This is a genomic window from Clostridium sp. FP1, from assembly GCF_011065975.2.
In the GTDB taxonomy this organism is placed as follows: domain Bacteria; phylum Bacillota; class Clostridia; order Clostridiales; family Clostridiaceae; genus Clostridium_AD; species Clostridium_AD tagluense.
Map to the genome: position 1 here is coordinate 2338805 of NZ_JAAMNJ020000001.1, position 17666 is coordinate 2356470.

Consider the following 17666-nt stretch of genomic DNA (forward strand, 5'->3'; position numbering starts at 1 on the left):
GGGTAAAATTATGAATAGAGACAAGTCTATAGAAATAGAAAAACTAAAAGCCAATATGAAAAAATTAGAACAAGTTAATGCTATTCTTGAAAAAGAGATAGCTGAGGGTAAGAGAACTATGGAGGAGCTAAAAGCAAACGAGGAGCGGCTAAACTTTGCTCTTGAGGGTAGCGGAGATGGTGTTTGGGATTGGAATGCAATAACAAATGAGATGATTTATTCAAAAGGATGGAAGGGCATGCTTGGTTATGAAGAGAATGAGATTCAAAATTTATTTAGCGAATGGGACAAGTTGCTTCACCCTGACGATAAGGAGTCTGCTTATTTAAAGTTAAACAGGTATTTAGAAGGATTAGTTCCGGCCTACGACAGTGAATATAGACTCCGTGCAAAAGATGAATCTTATAAATGGATACTTAGCAAGGGTAAAATTATAAGCTGGACTACAGATGGAAAGCCTTTAAGAGTAACAGGTACACATTCTGATATTAATTCTCGCAAACTAATGGAACAGGAATTAAGAGAAGCTAAGGAACGGTTTTCTAATGTTATTGAGTATTCCCAGGATGCATCTTATAGAAGAAATGTTGTAACTGACAAATATGATTATATGAGTCCAGTTTTTGAAAGATTAACAGGTTATACTCTTGAGGAAATGCTAGTAATGAATGAGGATACTGTTTTTAAAAAGATTCATCCGGATGATTCGGATGATGTAGTTCAGCGTATAAAAGAAGCATCCACAAAGAATGGAGCATCAGAGACAATAGCAATAGAGTACCGGTTTTTATGCAAAAATGGTGAGTACCGATGGTTTCTTGACAGGTTTACATCAGTAAAAGGAAAATTGCTACAACCGTCTTTTCGTTACGGAGTTTTTCAAGATATTACTTTCCAAAAAAATGTTAAAGAAGAGCTAAAAAAAGCAAAGGAAATTGCGGAAAAAGCTAGTATTAACAAAAGTGAATTTATTGCTAATATGTCACATGAACTCAGAACTCCTATCAACGTTACCTTGGCAGGGGTTCAGCTCTTTGAGCTATATCTTAAAAATGGCTCTTATTTAAACAAAGAAAAAACTTCAAAACACTTAAAAGCTATGAAACGAAATTGCATGCGTCTATTAAGGTTGGTTAACAACCTAATTGATTCAACTAAAATTGATGCGGGATTTTATGAACCACATTTTAGTAATCAAGATATTGTAAGTCTTATTAACAGAATTGCATTGTCGGTATCAGATTATGCAAAACAAAAGGACATCAACTTGCTATTCCATACAGATGTTGAAAAAATGTTAATAATATGTGATGTGGATATGATTGAGAGGATAATGCTAAATATCATCTCAAATGCTATAAAATTTACTGCGGATTCTGCTCTTATAAATATTTACAAGGGAGTGGACACGATTGTTATTTCAGTTAAAGATAATGGGATTGGAATTGAAAAAGAAAATCAAAATATAATATTTGAAAGATACAAACAAGTTTCAAAACTATTTACAAGAGAGAATGAAGGTAGTGGTATTGGGTTATCTTTAACGAAATCTCTTGTTGAAATGCATGGTGGAAATATTAGCGTAAAAAGTGAATATGGAAAAGGCTGCGAATTTATTATTGAACTTCCAGTTAAATATGATACAAATGAGGAGTGCATAATACATAATTTTAACGAAACTGAGGATAAAGACAAATTTATTGAAAAGATGAATGTGGAATTTTCAGATATTTATGAATAAGAAAACATTCATAATTTTAGCTTAATGTATTCATGGACAAGCACTAGCAATTTATATAAAAGTGATATTAAGTATGTTTTTTCAATGAGATAGTATAATGCGTATAATACAGGTGTAAGATATTAAATAATATAATGGTTTAATTATTGTGGATAAGAGAGGCGGAATAAAATATGACATTGTTTAATAATAAAAACAGAGATGATGAAGGGTTTAAATCTCTTTATACTAATTCAATAGCTCAGACTCAGCTTCCGAAAGATGAGTTGCCTGATAAAATTTCCGATCCCAAAGTGATTCGGCAACTGATCTACGACGAGCTGTTTATGGATGGAAACGCTCGCCAAAACCTAGCAACCTTTTGCACTACATACATTGAAGACGAAGTGCGTGATCTAATGGATTTATCAATTAATAAAAATATGATAGATAAGGATGAGTACCCGCAAACTGCTGAAATTGAACATCGATGTGTTAATATATTGGCAAATCTTTGGCATTCACCTGGAGAACTAGACACCATTGGGTGTTCCACAATTGGATCAAGTGAAGCGGCAATACTTGGTGGATTGGCATTTAAATGGAAATGGCGCAAACGTCGCGAAGCTGAGGGCAAATCTTCGAGTAATCCTAACATTGTATGCGGACCTGTTCAAATATGTTGGCATAAATTTGCAAGATACTTTGATGTAGAAATAAGAGAAATTCCTCTACTACCAGATGAGCTATGTTTGAAGCCTTCTCAACTAGTGGAATATTGTGATGAGAATACAATTGGAGTAGTGGCAACTTTGGGTAGCACATTTACCTGCGTTTATGAGCCAGTGGAGGAGATTGCTAAAGCCTTAGATGTGATTGAGAAAGAAGCAGGCTATGATATCCCCATTCATGTGGATGGAGCTAGCGGAGCATTTATTGCACCATTTATACAGAAAAATATTAAGTGGGATTTTTGCATTCCTAGGGTTAAATCTATTAACGCATCAGGTCATAAATTTGGTATGGCACCGCTTGGTGTTGGTTGGGTAGTTTGGAGAGCTTTGGAGGATTTGCCTGAGGAATTAATCTTTAATGTGGATTATTTAGGAGGACAAATGCCAACCTTTGCACTGAATTTTTCAAGGCCAGCTGGTCAAATTATTGCCCAATATTACAAGCTTTTGCAATTGGGTCATGAGGGCTACACTGCAATTCAGAATGGCTGTGCCAATACTGCCCAGTATTTAGGTGAGGAGCTTTACAAAATAGATTTATTTGAAATACTATATGATGGTCATGGTGCAATACCTGCAGTTTGTTATAAACTAAAGGATGAAATTGCAAGTGGATTCACACTTTATGATCTTTCTGACCGTTTAAGAATGCATGGTTGGCAAATAGCCTCCTATCCACTCCCAAGCAATCGACAAGATATAACCGTACAACGTATTTTAATTCGTCACGGTGTTAGTCGTGATATGATATTTTTACTTCTTCGTGATTTAAAAAAAGAATTGGAGATTTTAAAGGATAAATCAGCATTAAATACTTGTATTTGTAACAAAGTTAGTTTCCATCATTAATTAATAGAGATATAGCAAAAGAGCAGCACTATCAAAATAATTTGATTAGTGCTGCTTTTTTATATTTAATAGTGATAGTATTTTCCTTAGGCCTTGTTAAACTTATATAAAGTACAACCGTTTAAATTTATAAATTATTGCTACATGTCCATATTATTATTTATATAATGACTGTGAACAAATCCTATTTTTTCTAACATATCAACATATTTATCAGGACTTTGAAGTAATATAAATTCTATATCATCATTTTTTGTTACATCTTTTATTGTTTTAATTACTGTAGCTCGTCCAATTCCTCTTCCCCTTAATGAAGGTTTAACGGCCCCAAAATATAACCCTAAGACATCGGTATCTAATTTACTAAATGCAGTTGTAGAAACTACTTCTCCATTTAAAATCCCGTTATAAAGAGTATAGCCATTTTCAATGTTTGTAACAGCATTATAAACTATATTTTTAAAAGTGTTCTCTTTAATTTCTTTAATTTCAAGAGCATCTATAAAAGTTCCACACCATATATCTATCATTTCACTATTTGTAGCTTTTTGAATAGTAAATCCTTCTATTTTTTTATATTCACTATTTAAAATGTAGGGTGGAAGGTACATACAATTAAGCTCTTTCTCATCTATATACCTAAAACCTTCAATGGCTTTAATATGATTATTTCTGCTTTGATTGTTTGAATCTATGAGATCCTTCGGAGTTCCTTCAATTATTCCAAACCAATCTGAATAACCATATTTTATAAAGCCACATTTTGCTGCAAGACCTGGTGACATATTATTTGCTTCATTTATTTGAAGAAAAGGTGTTTTTCCTAGGTTCATAATCTTTGATGAAAGGTCTATTGAAGTATCAACCGCATAATTATTTTTTCTATACTCATCCTTTGTGAACATTATACCCATGGAATTATCATTGTGAACAAGCACCCATGAGGCAATATCTCCATTAGAATATATGGCTGAAGATGGTCTATGAGATATATCTTTTTCTATGGTTTTAAGGCTATCAGGATTTCTATAGGTGTAAAAATTATCAACTGTTTCTGCATCTTTTATATCAATAGATTCTACAGTGTTTTTTACAAGACTTAAATCTAAATTTTCCTTTGGAAGGTAGTGCAATGCACATCTGCTTTCCCAGGTGACTAAATATCTTTCTCTTATTTTCTGGGCAAGTGGTCTGTATACACCTGAAAATCCATAAAAACTATCTTTAAATAGTGTTTTAAGCACTTCATCTAAAAACTCATCATCCTCAGTATATATGTAGTTAAAGTATTCGTATCTTACAAGAACACCCTTAGATAATTGTTCCTTATCCACATATATTTCTGCCAGGGGTTCATTTTCTATTATGCCTATTATATTTAAATTTACAATTTCATTTTGCTTTAAGTATTCCATAATTGCTTGTGATGCTTTAGTTTTTACTATCATATAATTTTCTCCTTCCATCTATTGGTTTTAAAATATACTATTATAATAACTGCCTCAATTACAACTGATAAAGATACTGCAGCCCACACACCATTTGTCCCCATATTTAATGTGCTTGCCAGGATATATGCAATGGGAAGCTTTAAAACTACGTTTGCAACTATTGAGGAAATCATAGGTGGGAATGTATCTCCTGACCCTTGAAAGGCTCCTCCATAAATTGTTGTGTATACTACAAAAATAAGACCAACATATACTATTCGGAGGTACTCGGCTCCAGTTCTTATTACTAATGGATCATTAATAAAAAAACTCATTATATCTGCTGGAAAAATCAAATAGGGTATTGAAAATAAAATCATGTTATAGCCTGCCAGTTTTAATCCTTCTTTTATAATTTTATCACATCCATTTATATCACCTCGCCCAAGGCTTTGCCCCACCATTATTGAAATGGCAGTTGAAAGACCAACAAGGAATATAAAGGTATAGTTAAAAAGCTGTCCACCTATTCCGAAGGCTGCGGCACCCTCTCTACCTCCAACTGTATACACAAGGCTGAACATAAACATTCCGGTAATAGGTCTTGCAACCTGCTGCAAACATGCCCAGCCTCCTATCTTTAATATTCTCATACTGTTATTTAGTTGCAACTTCATACTCCATATAAATTTATTTATACTAGATTCGTATATTTTCTTGATAATAACAATGCTAATTGCAATGCAGGAAAAAACCATAGATATAACTGTTGCAATAGCGGCACCTGCAATTCCTAAATGAAATGGGAACATAAAAAGGGGATCAAGTATTGCATTTATTAAATTAGATATTCCAAAAATTATAAGTGGAGTTAATGTATCTCCTAGTGATTGTAGTATTGTTCTTAACACTGAATTTAAAAATACAAATATTGTTCCAATAAAGACAACGGATAAATATTTTTCTGTCAGAGCTGCTACCTTGGGTTCCGGATTAAAAATTAATTTGATTATGCTTTCTGTATTTAAAAAACATATTATACTCAATATTATTCCGAAAATAAGTGATAGAGTAAATGATTGTCCACTAAAAGATCTAACTGCCTCCATATCTCCCTCACCATAGCTTCTTGAAACAAGAGCTATAGTTCCAGCTGAAACTAGAGTTGATATCACAAAGATTACACTCGAAGCTGAATTAGATAGTGCAGCGGCTGCGGCTTCATTTGTACCAAGCTTTGCTATGAAATATGTATCAACTGTTCCTAAGAAACTTTGAAGTATCATGCCGATCATAATAGGCCATGAAAGCATGAAAATTTTCTTGATATCGTTGTTTAATTTTTTATCTGTTGTTTTTAATATATTCTTACCCATTGACACTCTCCCTTCTCAATTATTTAATACCGCAATTGCGATGAGTGTATAAAAATATTCTGTTTATAATGAAATATAGTTATTATCTAAATTAATCATATTTATATTTTTGCAAATTGTCAATATATCTTATACATTCTATATAAAGGATAAATGGATAATGATTAAAATTTAATGAACAAGAACTGGTGCTGATAAAGCCTTGCTGCTTGGTTGCGGTATTTTTATGCATAGTATAATTTGAGTTTTGCCAAATGAGTATAAAAGAATTGTTATTTGTGATAAAATAAGAGCAAGAAATTGTACTGATTGGAGGAAGATATAATGCCTTTTAATAGATTAAAACCAACAAATGATTTTATTTTTCTGTGACGAGAGGTCGGTTTAAAAGCTGCCTAAGTATTAACTAAACTTTTGGGCTATCCCTACCATTTGGGGTAATGCTACCACAGGTGCATTTTTGGCAACAGAAATGTACTAAGCTGTTGGGACAAAGCGGGAAAAATGGGAAACCTTATCCTATCTACTGCAAGCATAAATGATGTGTTATGAACAGGATAAACAAACTGTTGCAAGGCTCGTTAAGTCAAACAAGCGAAAAAAGGTTGACACGCTTGGACAAAAAAGGTGAGAGATAAGGGCATAATGTCTGAAAATGCAGTATGCAAGATGGTCAGTATCTCCGGGCTATAGACAGGTTCTAAGGCACATTGAATTGGTTTTAAACTGGAACTCGGTAAGCCCTATACAGGCCCTTTTTTTATGGGAAGTAGAGGGTATAGGAAAGTATAAAAAGCGAAAGATCTTCTGTAATGGAAGGTATAACTCTTCAATATTTGGAGTGATCCGAAAGGATGCTGACTTATACTATGGTGCTTGATTACATTAAAGGAATGAATCTTACGAATAAGGGAGATGTGTATACTGTTAATTAAACAGACTGCAAACTTAGACGAAAAACAAGCAAGCTTTTATTGGAAAAGCATTGATTGGAAAAACATTGAAAAATTCGTTAATAAGATTCAAGCTAGGATTGTAAAGGCGACTATTAATAAAAATTGGAAACTTGTAAAAGAATTACAGCGAATGCTGGTTCATTCCCACTATGCTAAACTAATGTCAGTAAAACGTATAACAACAAACAAAGGTAAGAAAACACCGGGCATAGATAATATACTCTGGAATTCAGCAAAGAAAAAATGTGAAGCAGTAAAGTTGCTTAACAGTAAGAACTATAAACCTAAACCATTAAAAAGAGTAAATATACGAAAACAAAATGGGAAATTGAGACCGCTTGGAATAGCTACAATGCATGATAGAGCTATGCAAACATTATATATGATGGGATTGGATCCTGTTGTAGAAAGCATGAGTGACAAAACATCATTTGGATTTCGAAAAAACAGAAGTTGTGTAGACGCTATGTCACAAATATTTATAAACTTTAGTCGCAAGTCATCCCCAACATGGGTTCTAGAAGGAGACATCAAAGGCTGTTTTAATAATATATCACATAAATGGCTAACAGATAACTCTCCTATGGATACTAATGTATTAAATAAGCTTATTAAATCTGGATATGTATATAAGGGGAAACTATTCTCTACAAAAAGCGGAACCGCACAAGGTTCTCCAATTAGTCCTTGTTTAGCTAATTTTACTCTTGATGGTATAGACGAATTATTGAAAAGCACATTTAAAAGAAGTACAAAAATCCGAAATAATGAAAGACCCAAGGTTAATCTAATCCGCTATGCGGATGACTGTGCGCCACGAAAGCGTATTAAGCAACTCGCACGAGTGGCTTAATATAGCTATGCTATACAGATGATGGAGGAGGGCCCTCCGAAATCGCCATGCAGGTGGAGATTTCAAACTACCTTAAGGTGCTGTAATCAAAAGTTATGGTATTGAGCGTTAAGGAAAAGGCAGAGGTAATCTGTCAAGTATGTACTAAAGAGATGAATGAGCATGTGAACCACTTACGAAAATGTCGAAAGCGTAGAGATTCCATCAAAACCAGGGGGTGATCGTTAACTTGGGATAAGCCTAGAGGAAACCTGTTTACTGGCTAGGCGGTGGGCGGCATAAAGGTGGCATGAATTTAGTACAGGCATTTGTATGGAACGTGGGAACCTACGGCTTGATGTTAAGAGAGTATTTCAAGCAGAAGAACTGTGAGAAAAGAGTATCGATGCAAGCATAGGGGCAGATTGAGTCGTAGTAGTGAAGAAACTTCTGCAATGGAAGTGGAGCGAAGGACTTCGAGTTATTCAGTTTCAGAAATAAGTCAACTTTGAAAAGGAGGAGGAACTTATGACAGAAACAAAGCCGTTTAATATTTCTAAAAGAGCTGTAGTTACAGCTTATGAGAAAGTTAAAGCAAACAAAGGAACGTATGGAGTTGATGAACAGTCAATCGAAGATTTTGAAAAGAATTTGAAAAATAATTTATACAAAGTTTGGAATAGGATGTCATCAGGAAGTTACATACCCCAACCTGTAAGAGCTGTGGCAATTCCAAAGAAAAGTGGAGGGACTAGATTACTAGGAATACCTACTATTGAAGATAGAATTGCTCAGACGGTAGTTAAACTATATTTTGAGCCGGAAGTGGAGACTATGTTTTATGAGGATTCTTACGGATATAGACCTAATAAATCTTCAATACAAGCAGTTGAAATCACAAGAAAAAGGTGTTGGAGAAAAGATTGGGTTCTTGAATTCGATATAAGGGGACTATTCGATAATATCAGACATGACATTCTAATGAAAATGGTAAAGAAACATACAAATGAAGAATGGATTATTCTATATATTCAAAGGTGGTTAACTGCACCATTTCAAATGGAAAATGGAGAATTAGTTCCAAGAATTTCCGGTACCCCGCAAGGGGGTGTCATTAGTTCGGTACTTGCGAATCTGTTTCTACACTATGTATTTGATGACTTTATAACAAAAGAATTCAAAACAATTCCGTGGGCAAGATACGCAGATGATGCAGTAACACACTGTGTATCCCTAAAACAGGCTAAATATCTACAAAGACGCTTGCAAGAAAGATTCGAAGAATACGGATTACAGCTGAACCTTGATAAAACAAAGATTGTATACTGTAAAGATGATGATAGAAAGGGAGATTATCCAAATATATCATTTGATTTTCTAGGATATACATTTAAGCCTAGAGGTGCTAAGAGTAAATACGAAAAGTATTTTACAAGTTTCTTACCAGCGATAGCAGACAAGGCAAAGAAATCAATCCGAAAAGAAGTTAGAAGTTGGAGAGTACAGTTGAAGGTAGACAAAAATTTGTGGGATATATCAAATATGTTTAACAAAAAGATACAGGGTTGGATAAACTATTATACACATTTCTATAAAACAGAAATGTATGCAGTATTAAGGTATATCAATAATGCTTTAGTCAAATGGGTTCGAAGAAAGTATAAGAAAAGAAAACACAGACGAAGAGCAGAATATTGGTTAGGATGTATTGCGAAAAGAGATAGAAATTTGTTTGCACACTGGAAAATGGGAATATTACCAACAGCCGAATAATGGGAGCCGTATGAGCCGAGAGGTTCACGTACGGTTCTGAGAGAAACTAAGGGGGAAGTTCCCTTGGTTTACTTACTTTATTGTTACAGCTCCCGACAGTGAAACTGCTATAAAAGCAAAAGAAATAATAAAAAGTTTTTTAATCCAAAGAGGGCTAGAATTGTCAGATGAAAAGACAATAATAACTCATATAGATGAAGGCTTTGATTTTATTGGATGGAATATAAAGAAATATAAAGGTAAGTTGCTGATTAAGCCATCTCAAAAATCAATTAAAAGGGTAATAAGTAAAATTAGTGCGATTATAAAGGGGAATAAATCAGTAGAACAGGATATATTAATAATAAAGTTAAATCAAATAATAACTGGATGGAGTAATTACCATCAATGTGCTGTATCAAATGATATATTTCAAAAGATAGACCATATTACATTTCAAATGCTATGGAAATGGGCAAAAAGGAGACATCCTAACAAAGGCAAAAGATGGATAAAATCAAAATACTGGAAAGTACACGGTGCTAGAAATTGGGTATTCAAGGATAATAAGAAGCTGATTTTAATGAGTGATAAGAAAATAATCAGACATATACCACTAAAGCTTAATAAAAATCCATATACTGATACTCAATATTTTGAAGAGCGAAAGTACAAATTGGGAGCAAAGAAGCTAACCGGAATATTTAAAAAATTATGGGTAAAACAGAATGGAAAATGTACTATATGTGGATTATCAATGGACACTGCTGAAGAAAGAAGTATAACATATAATAATAATAATAATCCTATTGGAAATAAACAAAAGGATAAAGTATTATTAGCACATAGGGCTTGTACTTTAACCAATTGACCAATTATTAATAGAAACCGGCATTTTCATGCTAAAGAATGCTTTCAGGGGCTTGAGCCGTATGAAGGGAAACTTTCAAGTACGGTTCTTAGACGGGAAAGTGGAAGTAATTCCACCTACCTAGTCAGCAAGCGATTGTTCGGAGAAGTAGACTCTAAAGAAAATTTAATATCCTTATTAAATGCAATATTAAAACTTCCAGAAGATAATAAATTAAAAGACATAACGGTTATTGAAAATAAGGAATTAGTAAAAGAATTAATAGATGATAAAACTGGAAGACTTGATGTCAGAGCTGAAACATTGGATAATACACAAATAGATATTGAGATTCAACTAATTGATCAAAAGAATATAGTGGAAAGAATGCTGTACTATATGTCAAAAATGTATGTGGAACCTATAAAAGCTGGTGGAAAATATAAGGATTTAAAAAAGACCATAGTGATCGGTATTTTAGATTTTGATTATTTTCATATTGAAAAGTTTCACTCAACATTTCATTTTTATGAAGATGAACTAAAAGCATTCATGTTAACGGATAAACTAGAAATAAATTTCATAGAACTTCCAAAGTTTAAAAGAGGATTAAAAAATATAAATAACCCTTTAGATAGATGGTTAATGTTTTTAGAAGAAGATACTTCTAATGATATGTTAAAGGAGGTTTTAGCGGTGGACGCTGTTATAAGAAACGCAGAAGAAAGACTTGAATGGTTAAGTAGCGATGAAGAAACAATAAAACTGTACAAAGCAAGAGAAGAATCCCTTATTGAAAAGATGAGTTTACTAGATGAAGCAGAAGAAAGAGGACTTAAAAAAGGAATTGAACAAGGGATTGAACAAGGAAAAATAGATATGGCAAAAGAAATGATTTTAGATGGAGAAAATATAGAAAAAATCAAGAAATACTCTAAACTTAATGAAAAAGATATTGAAAAATTGAGAAGAGAACTAATGTTACAATAAACAAAAAGGTATGATATAAATTTAGAGATAGTAGGGTCACAACATCTAACAAAATACTGCCGTTCGCCTTGGCTGGACGGTGTTTTTTATATGGTTGTCAGTTAAAATATTGCTTATAATCTAATTATAGGTTAATACGTAAACCGCCAAGGCGCATGATAGAGCCTAAGTGCAGTCGCACTAAGGCTCCATCACGTCGGCAGTACGAAACGTTAGTGCGCCAAGCAAAGCTTGGCATCTACTTGCAAGGTGAAAGTCCTTGTTGAGAAAGGTCTAACGCAACACTCATATCGAGTGTTGCGTTGAAGCTGGTAACGGCAGGATAAAGCGTACGCAGAGAACTATAAATAGGCTACAGGGAGAACTGTATCTCCTGAAATATATCCAGCCTCATAAACGTAGAATGCAGATGACGATGCGGTTAACGTCACGGAAGTCAGTACAGAAGAATCGTAAATGGTGAGATTCTCGAGGGTCTGCGGGGTCAAAGAACGTGGCATGTATATAGTCTTTTCGAATCAAGTATAGCTTTTATATCTTCCATAAGACTAGGTAAGTAATCTTCTATTTTTGTGCGTCCTCTCATATTGAAAGCATCTTCACATCTTATCCCTGTTTGTAATTCAATTTTACTCTTTGTTAGTGTGTCTCTACTAACATTAAATTCTTTAGCAATAAAAGTGTCGCCACCATAACCGTGTTCCTCGGACATACTTGCTAATATAATCCGTTTAAGAAAAATAATGATTCAATTATTTTTAAAATGAATCCTGAAAAAGGTTGGCAGTCAATGCCTGGAAAGCTATGGATGAAAACTTACTTTTAGCATTGCAAAAAAAGAAAAAATATTCTATACTATTGTTACAACTTAATAAAAAATTATTTAAGGTGCCTTTTAAAGGTTTAATAGGGAAAGTGGTCTAAATCCACTGCAGCCCCCGCTACTGTACACGGAGACAAATCCATACCACTGGCTAATGCTGGGAAGGTTGGAGGAGGGTGACCCGCAAGCCAGGAGACCTGCCTAGATGATATACAGCTTTATCCTACGGAGGGACGGAATGGCAATTATATATGCTTTTTTGCATTGTATTGCTTTCACATGGGATGTGAAGGCATTTTATTTTATATAAAGTCTTTTACTCGACCTTAAGAGGAAATTGCCGTAGTACCACGATTAGATATTTTTAAACAAGGAGAGATGAATATAATGGGAAAATTAAAAAATGGATATGTGCAAATTTATACAGGAAATGGTAAAGGGAAAACAACCGCAGCTGTAGGACTAGCTGTGAGAGCTGCTGGAAACGGATACAATGTATTTATGGTACAGTTTTTAAAAGGAAGTAAAACTGGGGAAATTGAAAGTTCCAAAAAATTGGCTCCTTTTTTTAATATATTTAGGTTTGAGAAAAAAAGAGGATTTTTTTGGACATTAAATGCTGAGGAAAAAATTGAATTAAAAGAAGAAGTTCAAAAAGGATATGAATTTTGCAAACAAGCATTAAAAGAAGAAAAATGCGATATACTTATTATGGATGAGGTAATGGGAGCATTGAACAATGGACTAATAAGTGAAGAACAAATACTAGAATTAATAGATAATAAACCTTACAATATAGAGTTAATTTTAACAGGAAGAAACGTACCTAAAGCTATAATAGATAAAGCAAATCTGGTAACTGAGATGAAGGACATAAAGCATTATTTTAATGAGGGAGTGCCATCTAGAGAGGGTATAGAATTTTAGATATTGCAATAAAGGTAAATATAGGCTATAATAACAGTAATAACTTAATAAATAGTCATCTAAGGTACCTTTTAAAGGATTAATAGGGAAAGTGGTCGAAATCCACTGCAGCCCCCGCTACTGTACACGGAGACAAATCCATACCACTGGCAAGCCCTGGGAAGGTTGGAGGAGAGTGACCCGTAAGCCAGGAGACCTGCCTAGATGATATGCAGCTTTATCCTACGGAGGGAAGGGATTGCAATTATATGTGTTTTTTTGCATTATATTGCTTTCGCATGGGATGTGAAGACATTTTATTTTTATAAAATATTTTGCTCGACCTTTTGTAGGTTGGGTATTTTTTTTTGGAATATAGTGTTTTAAAAGGTTGTTAATATACATAATAGAAAAAGAACAAGATGCTATGTTTGGAGGGGCAAAATATGTTACATCTTTACAACTAAATTCATTGACTTATTGTATAGTAAGAGCATTTGCAAAGAACTAAAAACTAAATAATAGAATATAGGTTTAATTAAAATTAATTAAAAGGGAATTGGGTTAAAATCCTGAACTATCTCGTAGCTGTAATAGATGAATTTAGGTATATTATGCCACTTGGAAACGGGGAAGGCGTACTTAAATAATGATTCTTTAGTCAGAAGACCTGCTTATATTTCTGCACCATAAACTCTACGAGTGATAGAGAGGGCACTGTAATGAAAATTTGTTTATTTATTTTATATGAATAAGCATATTTTTCAAGCGTTTCCTTTTAACACTTTAGTTAAAAGGAATTTTGTTTTTTAAACCCAATTGTCGGTTCCATTGTTCACAATGTTTCCTCCATTTTTGTGGTTCTAAATTATTCAAGAATGCTAACATGAGATAAAAATTCAAAGGAGGTGTGACATGGGAAAAATTATTATTATTTTATGTGCCATATTTCTGATAGTTGTGGTTTTCTTCAAATGGAAACATGGAGATGGGCACACCAATGGTGATGGGAAACATCATCACCATAAAAGCGGACATAAACATGGCGAAGGGTTTTCAATTGATTTTTATGCTTACACTTCTAAAATCAGACACTGGAATGCTACTTTTAAAGTATCTCTTTCTGCTGCTATACTGATTCTTTGTATTGCATTGGAAAACCCTTATGTATCTGTTGTTGTCATTATTGCAATGGCCTATTTGACCATTGTAAAAGGAGAGCTTCCAGTAAATGAATATTTGTCAATACTGGCGATTCCAATCGTCTTTATTCTCCTTGGTACTTTTACAATTGCCATTGATTTTTCAAAGCAGCCTATGGGACAGTATAACCTGAATCTTGGTTTCTGCTATGTGTTTACCTCTCAGGCAAAGATTAAGGAAGTGGTCTTTTTGATTCTGAAGGTTTTTGCAGCTATAAGTGCCCTACAGATGATGACACTGTCAACTCCATCTTCTGAGATTATCTATGTACTCCGAGCTGCACATGTGCCAAAGCTTATTGTAGAGCTGATGAACCTGATTTATCGTTACATTTTCATTTTAATGGATGTCTATTCCAAAATGAAAAACTCTGCAGAAGCCCGACAGGGCTACTGTGATTTTAAAACTTCCTGTTATACATTTGGAAGCATTGCAAGCAATATGCTAGTTATTTCCCTTAAAAAGGCAAACACTTATTATGATGCCATGGAGGCCAGATGCTATGATGGAGATCTTATTTTTTTGGAGGAAGATAAAAAGGTAGAGACAATACAGATTGCCTATGCAGTAGCATTCATAATTTTTTTGATTCTAATCTGGGGCTTTACAAGATAGAAAGGGGATACTATGGAAAAACCAATATTAAATGTAGAAGATTTATACTACGTCTACGGAAATGGAAAGTCTGCATTGGACGGCGTAAGCGTTGATATCTATGAAGGTGATAAAATCGCTGTCATTGGGTCCAATGGATCCGGAAAATCCACATTTTTCTTGAACATAAACGGTGTATTTACACCAGAACATGGGAAAATCATTTATCGGGGTACTGTCGTCAATAAAAAGAATTTAAAAGAGCTTCGAAAAAAAATTGGAATCGTATTTCAGGATGCGGACAATCAAATAATTGCATCTACAGTTAGGGCAGAAGTTGGATTCGGACCGATGAATCTAAAGCTTCCCAAAGAGGAAGTACTAAAGCGGGTTGATGAAGCACTGGCATATATGAACATCTCAGATTTTAAAGATCGTCCGCCACACTATTTGAGTGGGGGTGAAAAGAAGCGTGTCACCATTGCGGGTATCATTGCTATGAAATCGGAAATTATTATCTTTGATGAACCTACTGCATCACTGGACCCTTTAAATGCAATGATGTTAGAAGAAGTTTTGGACAAGCTTGGTTTGGAGGGTAAGACAATGCTGATTTCCACCCATGATGTAGATTTTGCATATAGATGGGCTAAGCGAGTCCTTGTATTCTGCCAGGGGAAAATTATTGCAGATGGAACACCGCTAGAAATTTTCCAAAACACTGAAATTTTAAAACAGGCAAATCTAAAACAGCCAACTATGATGGAGGTTTATGAATTGCTTGTAGAAAAACATCTGCTGGAAGATACTAAAGCCTATCCGAGAAATACACAAGAGTTCAAGAAAATACTTGAAAAATAGTTAGTTTTTCTAGGCTTTTTAGCTTAGATTAATATAAATTAAAAACAATAAAGGAGGAAAAAAAATGAATCAAAAAGAAAGAAGAATAGTCTCTATTGCAATTGCTTTTGCATTAATTTTCGGAGTAAATACCGTAGCAAACGCAATGCACATTATGGAAGGATATCTTCCACTAAAATTTTGTATAATATGGGGTGTTATATGTGTCCCATTCTTAGTAGCAGGCTACTTATCAATTAAGAAAACATTGTCAGATAATCGTAAATCCATCACTATTCTTGCTATGGCAGGAGCATTCGTTTTTGTGCTATCATCTTTAAAAATTCCGTCAGTAACAGGAAGTTGCTCACATATGACTGGTACTGGACTTGGTGCAATCTTATTCGGACCAATGGCAGTGAGTATTCTTGGAATCATTGTACTGATTTTTCAGGCAACCCTGCTTGCTCATGGGGGACTGACAACGCTTGGTGCTAATACGTTTTCCATGGCTATTGCAGGGCCGCTTATTTCTTATGCAATCTATAAATTATGTCAGAAGTTGAAAGTCAATAAATATGTAGGCATTTTTCTGGCAGCATCAATTGGTGACCTATTCACCTATTGTGTAACAAGTTTTGAGCTTGCATTTGCATATCCTTCTGCAAGCGGTGGTATCGTAGCGTCTGCTGGTAAATTCCTTGCAGTATTTGCACCGACACAGCTTCCACTGGCAATTATCGAAGGTATTCTGACTGTTGTCATCATTATGGGTCTTGAAACATATGCAAAATCTGAACTTACAGATCTTGGATTTCTAAATGGAGGTGAAAATTAATGGCAAAGACGAAAAAGAAAGTTATCATTTTATTAATTATTGCTGCATTGATTGCCATTATACCATTATTTGCGTTAAAGGGTGCGCAGTTCGGTGGCTCCGATGATGCAGGAAGCAAAGTTGTTTCCGAGATTACAGGTACCGATTATAAGCCTTGGGCCACACCTGTTATGGAAACTTTGATTGGTGGAGAATTACCAGGTGAAATTGAGAGTTTACTCTTTTGTCTACAGACAGGTATTGGAGTCGGTGTTCTTTTCTTTTTCCTCGGAAGATTTGTAGAGAGAACTAAAAAAGAAAATCAGGAGAAGAAAATTAAATAATGGGACTCATATATAAATCATATTGGCGGTATCTAATACTGCCAATATGATTTATATATCACAAAATTGAATATCAGCTTTAGGTGCCCTGAACTAAGGGTTAAAAGGGAAAGTGGTTAAAAACCACTGCAGCCCACCGCTACTGTATTAGAGGATGAAATCCAGAAAACCATTGGGAAACTGAGAAGGTTGGAGAGTAAGATGATGCTAAAGCCAGTAAACCTGCCTAATGTGTAGAATTTTAGTCTTCGGAGGGAGGATGAAAATACGTAATTTAACAATTATATTGGGTTTTTCAATACGTGAAAAAGTTAATTACATTATTCTACATCTTTGGGGTGTGGTTTTTTTTTTGCCGCTTTTTTACACATTTACCATTTAAAAATAAGAAGTCAGAATAATTCTATACAACTATATAAGTAACTCTATGTGAGACAGGGAGGCGTTTATAATATATGGTGACAAGTTCAGAAGGAAAATTCGAGCTGGGCACTTATATGGCTAATATTGAAAAGGAAATTATTGAAAAAACACTGAAAAAAAACCATAATAATGTTAGCAAAACTTCAAGAGAGCTTAGTATTTCAAGACAAAATTTGCAATATAAAATAAAAAAATATAACCTGGACTTGAGATAATAAAATATGTAT

Annotated in this window: 15 protein-coding genes and 4 riboswitches; of the genes, 12 read left to right on the forward strand and 3 right to left on the reverse strand. The window is 34.1% G+C overall.

All coding sequences use genetic code 11. From position 1 onward, the window contains the following. Positions 1-10 precede the first annotated feature (10 nt). The gene (locus tag G9F70_RS11255; RefSeq protein WP_164947979.1) at positions 11-1741 is read left to right on the forward strand and encodes a sensor histidine kinase; all 1731 of its coding nucleotides are present in this window, start codon (positions 11-13) and stop codon (positions 1739-1741) included. Positions 1742-1914: 173 nt separating this feature from the next. Next, the gene (locus G9F70_RS11260; protein WP_164947978.1) at positions 1915-3303 is read left to right on the forward strand and encodes a glutamate decarboxylase; all 1389 of its coding nucleotides are present in this window, start codon (positions 1915-1917) and stop codon (positions 3301-3303) included. 140 nt (positions 3304-3443) lie between these two features. Here the strand turns inward: G9F70_RS11260 and G9F70_RS11265 are convergent, their stop codons facing one another. Continuing rightward, on the reverse strand, positions 3444-4751 hold the full coding sequence (locus G9F70_RS11265; protein WP_164947977.1) for a GNAT family N-acetyltransferase: 1308 nt from the start codon (positions 4749-4751) through the stop codon (positions 3444-3446). Further along, positions 4748-6109: an MATE family efflux transporter gene (locus G9F70_RS11270; protein WP_164947976.1), complete on the reverse strand. Its 1362-nt coding sequence runs from the start codon at positions 6107-6109 to the stop codon at positions 4748-4750. The genes G9F70_RS11265 and G9F70_RS11270 overlap by 4 nt, the downstream gene beginning before the upstream one ends. Before the next feature lie 915 nt (positions 6110-7024). On the opposite strand from G9F70_RS11270, the gene G9F70_RS11275 reads away from it, so the two are divergent. From G9F70_RS11275 to G9F70_RS11290, 4 genes are all read left to right on the forward strand, one after another. Next, positions 7025-7918, forward strand: coding sequence for a reverse transcriptase N-terminal domain-containing protein (locus G9F70_RS11275; RefSeq protein WP_224617527.1), 894 nt, complete (start codon positions 7025-7027; stop codon positions 7916-7918). A 507-nt stretch (positions 7919-8425) separates the two neighbouring features. Further along, a complete protein-coding gene (gene ltrA, locus G9F70_RS11280) occupies positions 8426-9670 on the forward strand; it encodes a group II intron reverse transcriptase/maturase (protein ID WP_224617366.1) in 1245 nt (414 codons plus the stop codon). 160 nt (positions 9671-9830) lie between these two features. Further along, positions 9831-10520, forward strand: coding sequence for a group II intron maturase-specific domain-containing protein (locus G9F70_RS11285; RefSeq protein WP_224617528.1), 690 nt, complete (start codon positions 9831-9833; stop codon positions 10518-10520). 135 nt (positions 10521-10655) lie between these two features. Then, entirely contained in the window at positions 10656-11489 is an 834-nt protein-coding gene (locus tag G9F70_RS11290) for an Rpn family recombination-promoting nuclease/putative transposase (protein ID WP_164946988.1), read from the forward strand. A gap of 484 nt (positions 11490-11973) precedes the next feature. Here the strand turns inward: G9F70_RS11290 and G9F70_RS11295 are convergent, their stop codons facing one another. Beyond that, positions 11974-12201 carry a hypothetical protein gene (locus G9F70_RS11295; protein ID WP_164946987.1) on the reverse strand — a complete coding sequence of 76 codons (228 nt, stop codon included), beginning with the start codon at positions 12199-12201 and terminating at the stop codon, positions 11974-11976. A gap of 157 nt (positions 12202-12358) precedes the next feature. Continuing rightward, a riboswitch (cobalamin riboswitch) is annotated at positions 12359-12532 on the forward strand. Positions 12533-12699: 167 nt separating this feature from the next. On the opposite strand from G9F70_RS11295, the gene G9F70_RS11300 reads away from it, so the two are divergent. The 6 genes from G9F70_RS11300 to G9F70_RS11325 all read left to right on the forward strand — a co-directional run bounded on the left by G9F70_RS11300 (position 12700) and on the right by G9F70_RS11325 (position 17654). Beyond that, the gene (locus tag G9F70_RS11300) at positions 12700-13239 is read left to right on the forward strand and encodes a cob(I)yrinic acid a,c-diamide adenosyltransferase (RefSeq protein WP_164946986.1); all 540 of its coding nucleotides are present in this window, start codon (positions 12700-12702) and stop codon (positions 13237-13239) included. A 45-nt stretch (positions 13240-13284) separates the two neighbouring features. Continuing rightward, a riboswitch (cobalamin riboswitch) is annotated at positions 13285-13458 on the forward strand. A 273-nt stretch (positions 13459-13731) separates the two neighbouring features. Next, positions 13732-13911, forward strand: a riboswitch (cobalamin riboswitch). Positions 13912-14133: 222 nt separating this feature from the next. Then, entirely contained in the window at positions 14134-15036 is a 903-nt protein-coding gene (gene cbiQ / locus G9F70_RS11305; protein WP_164946985.1) for a cobalt ECF transporter T component CbiQ, read from the forward strand. 12 nt (positions 15037-15048) lie between these two features. After that, positions 15049-15876 carry an energy-coupling factor ABC transporter ATP-binding protein gene (locus tag G9F70_RS11310; RefSeq protein ID WP_164946984.1) on the forward strand — a complete coding sequence of 276 codons (828 nt, stop codon included), beginning with the start codon at positions 15049-15051 and terminating at the stop codon, positions 15874-15876. A gap of 64 nt (positions 15877-15940) precedes the next feature. Next, on the forward strand, positions 15941-16693 hold the full coding sequence (locus G9F70_RS11315) for an energy-coupling factor ABC transporter permease (RefSeq protein WP_164946983.1): 753 nt from the start codon (positions 15941-15943) through the stop codon (positions 16691-16693). Next, a complete protein-coding gene (locus G9F70_RS11320) occupies positions 16693-17016 on the forward strand; it encodes an energy-coupling factor ABC transporter substrate-binding protein (protein WP_164946982.1) in 324 nt (107 codons plus the stop codon). Before G9F70_RS11315 ends, G9F70_RS11320 begins: the two co-directional genes overlap by 1 nt. Positions 17017-17080: 64 nt before the next feature. Next, a riboswitch (cobalamin riboswitch) is annotated at positions 17081-17261 on the forward strand. A gap of 210 nt (positions 17262-17471) precedes the next feature. Next, positions 17472-17654 carry a helix-turn-helix domain-containing protein gene (locus G9F70_RS11325; protein WP_164946981.1) on the forward strand — a complete coding sequence of 61 codons (183 nt, stop codon included), beginning with the start codon at positions 17472-17474 and terminating at the stop codon, positions 17652-17654. Positions 17655-17666: the final 12 nt, after the last annotated feature.

Coding starts and splice junctions, on each gene's coding strand:
- G9F70_RS11255 (WP_164947979.1), top strand. CDS start 11: ATGAATAGAGACAAGTCTATAGAAATAGAAAAACTAAAAGCCAATATG.
- G9F70_RS11260 (WP_164947978.1), top strand. CDS start 1,915: ATGACATTGTTTAATAATAAAAACAGAGATGATGAAGGGTTTAAATCT.
- G9F70_RS11265 (WP_164947977.1), bottom strand. CDS start 4,751: ATGATAGTAAAAACTAAAGCATCACAAGCAATTATGGAATACTTAAAG.
- G9F70_RS11270 (WP_164947976.1), bottom strand. CDS start 6,109: ATGGGTAAGAATATATTAAAAACAACAGATAAAAAATTAAACAACGAT.
- G9F70_RS11275 (WP_224617527.1), top strand. CDS start 7,025: ATGTGTATACTGTTAATTAAACAGACTGCAAACTTAGACGAAAAACAA.
- ltrA (WP_224617366.1), top strand. CDS start 8,426: ATGACAGAAACAAAGCCGTTTAATATTTCTAAAAGAGCTGTAGTTACA.
- G9F70_RS11295 (WP_164946987.1), bottom strand. CDS start 12,201: ATGTCCGAGGAACACGGTTATGGTGGCGACACTTTTATTGCTAAAGAA.
- G9F70_RS11300 (WP_164946986.1), top strand. CDS start 12,700: ATGGGAAAATTAAAAAATGGATATGTGCAAATTTATACAGGAAATGGT.
- cbiQ (WP_164946985.1), top strand. CDS start 14,134: ATGGGAAAAATTATTATTATTTTATGTGCCATATTTCTGATAGTTGTG.
- G9F70_RS11310 (WP_164946984.1), top strand. CDS start 15,049: ATGGAAAAACCAATATTAAATGTAGAAGATTTATACTACGTCTACGGA.
- G9F70_RS11315 (WP_164946983.1), top strand. CDS start 15,941: ATGAATCAAAAAGAAAGAAGAATAGTCTCTATTGCAATTGCTTTTGCA.
- G9F70_RS11320 (WP_164946982.1), top strand. CDS start 16,693: ATGGCAAAGACGAAAAAGAAAGTTATCATTTTATTAATTATTGCTGCA.
- G9F70_RS11325 (WP_164946981.1), top strand. CDS start 17,472: ATGGTGACAAGTTCAGAAGGAAAATTCGAGCTGGGCACTTATATGGCT.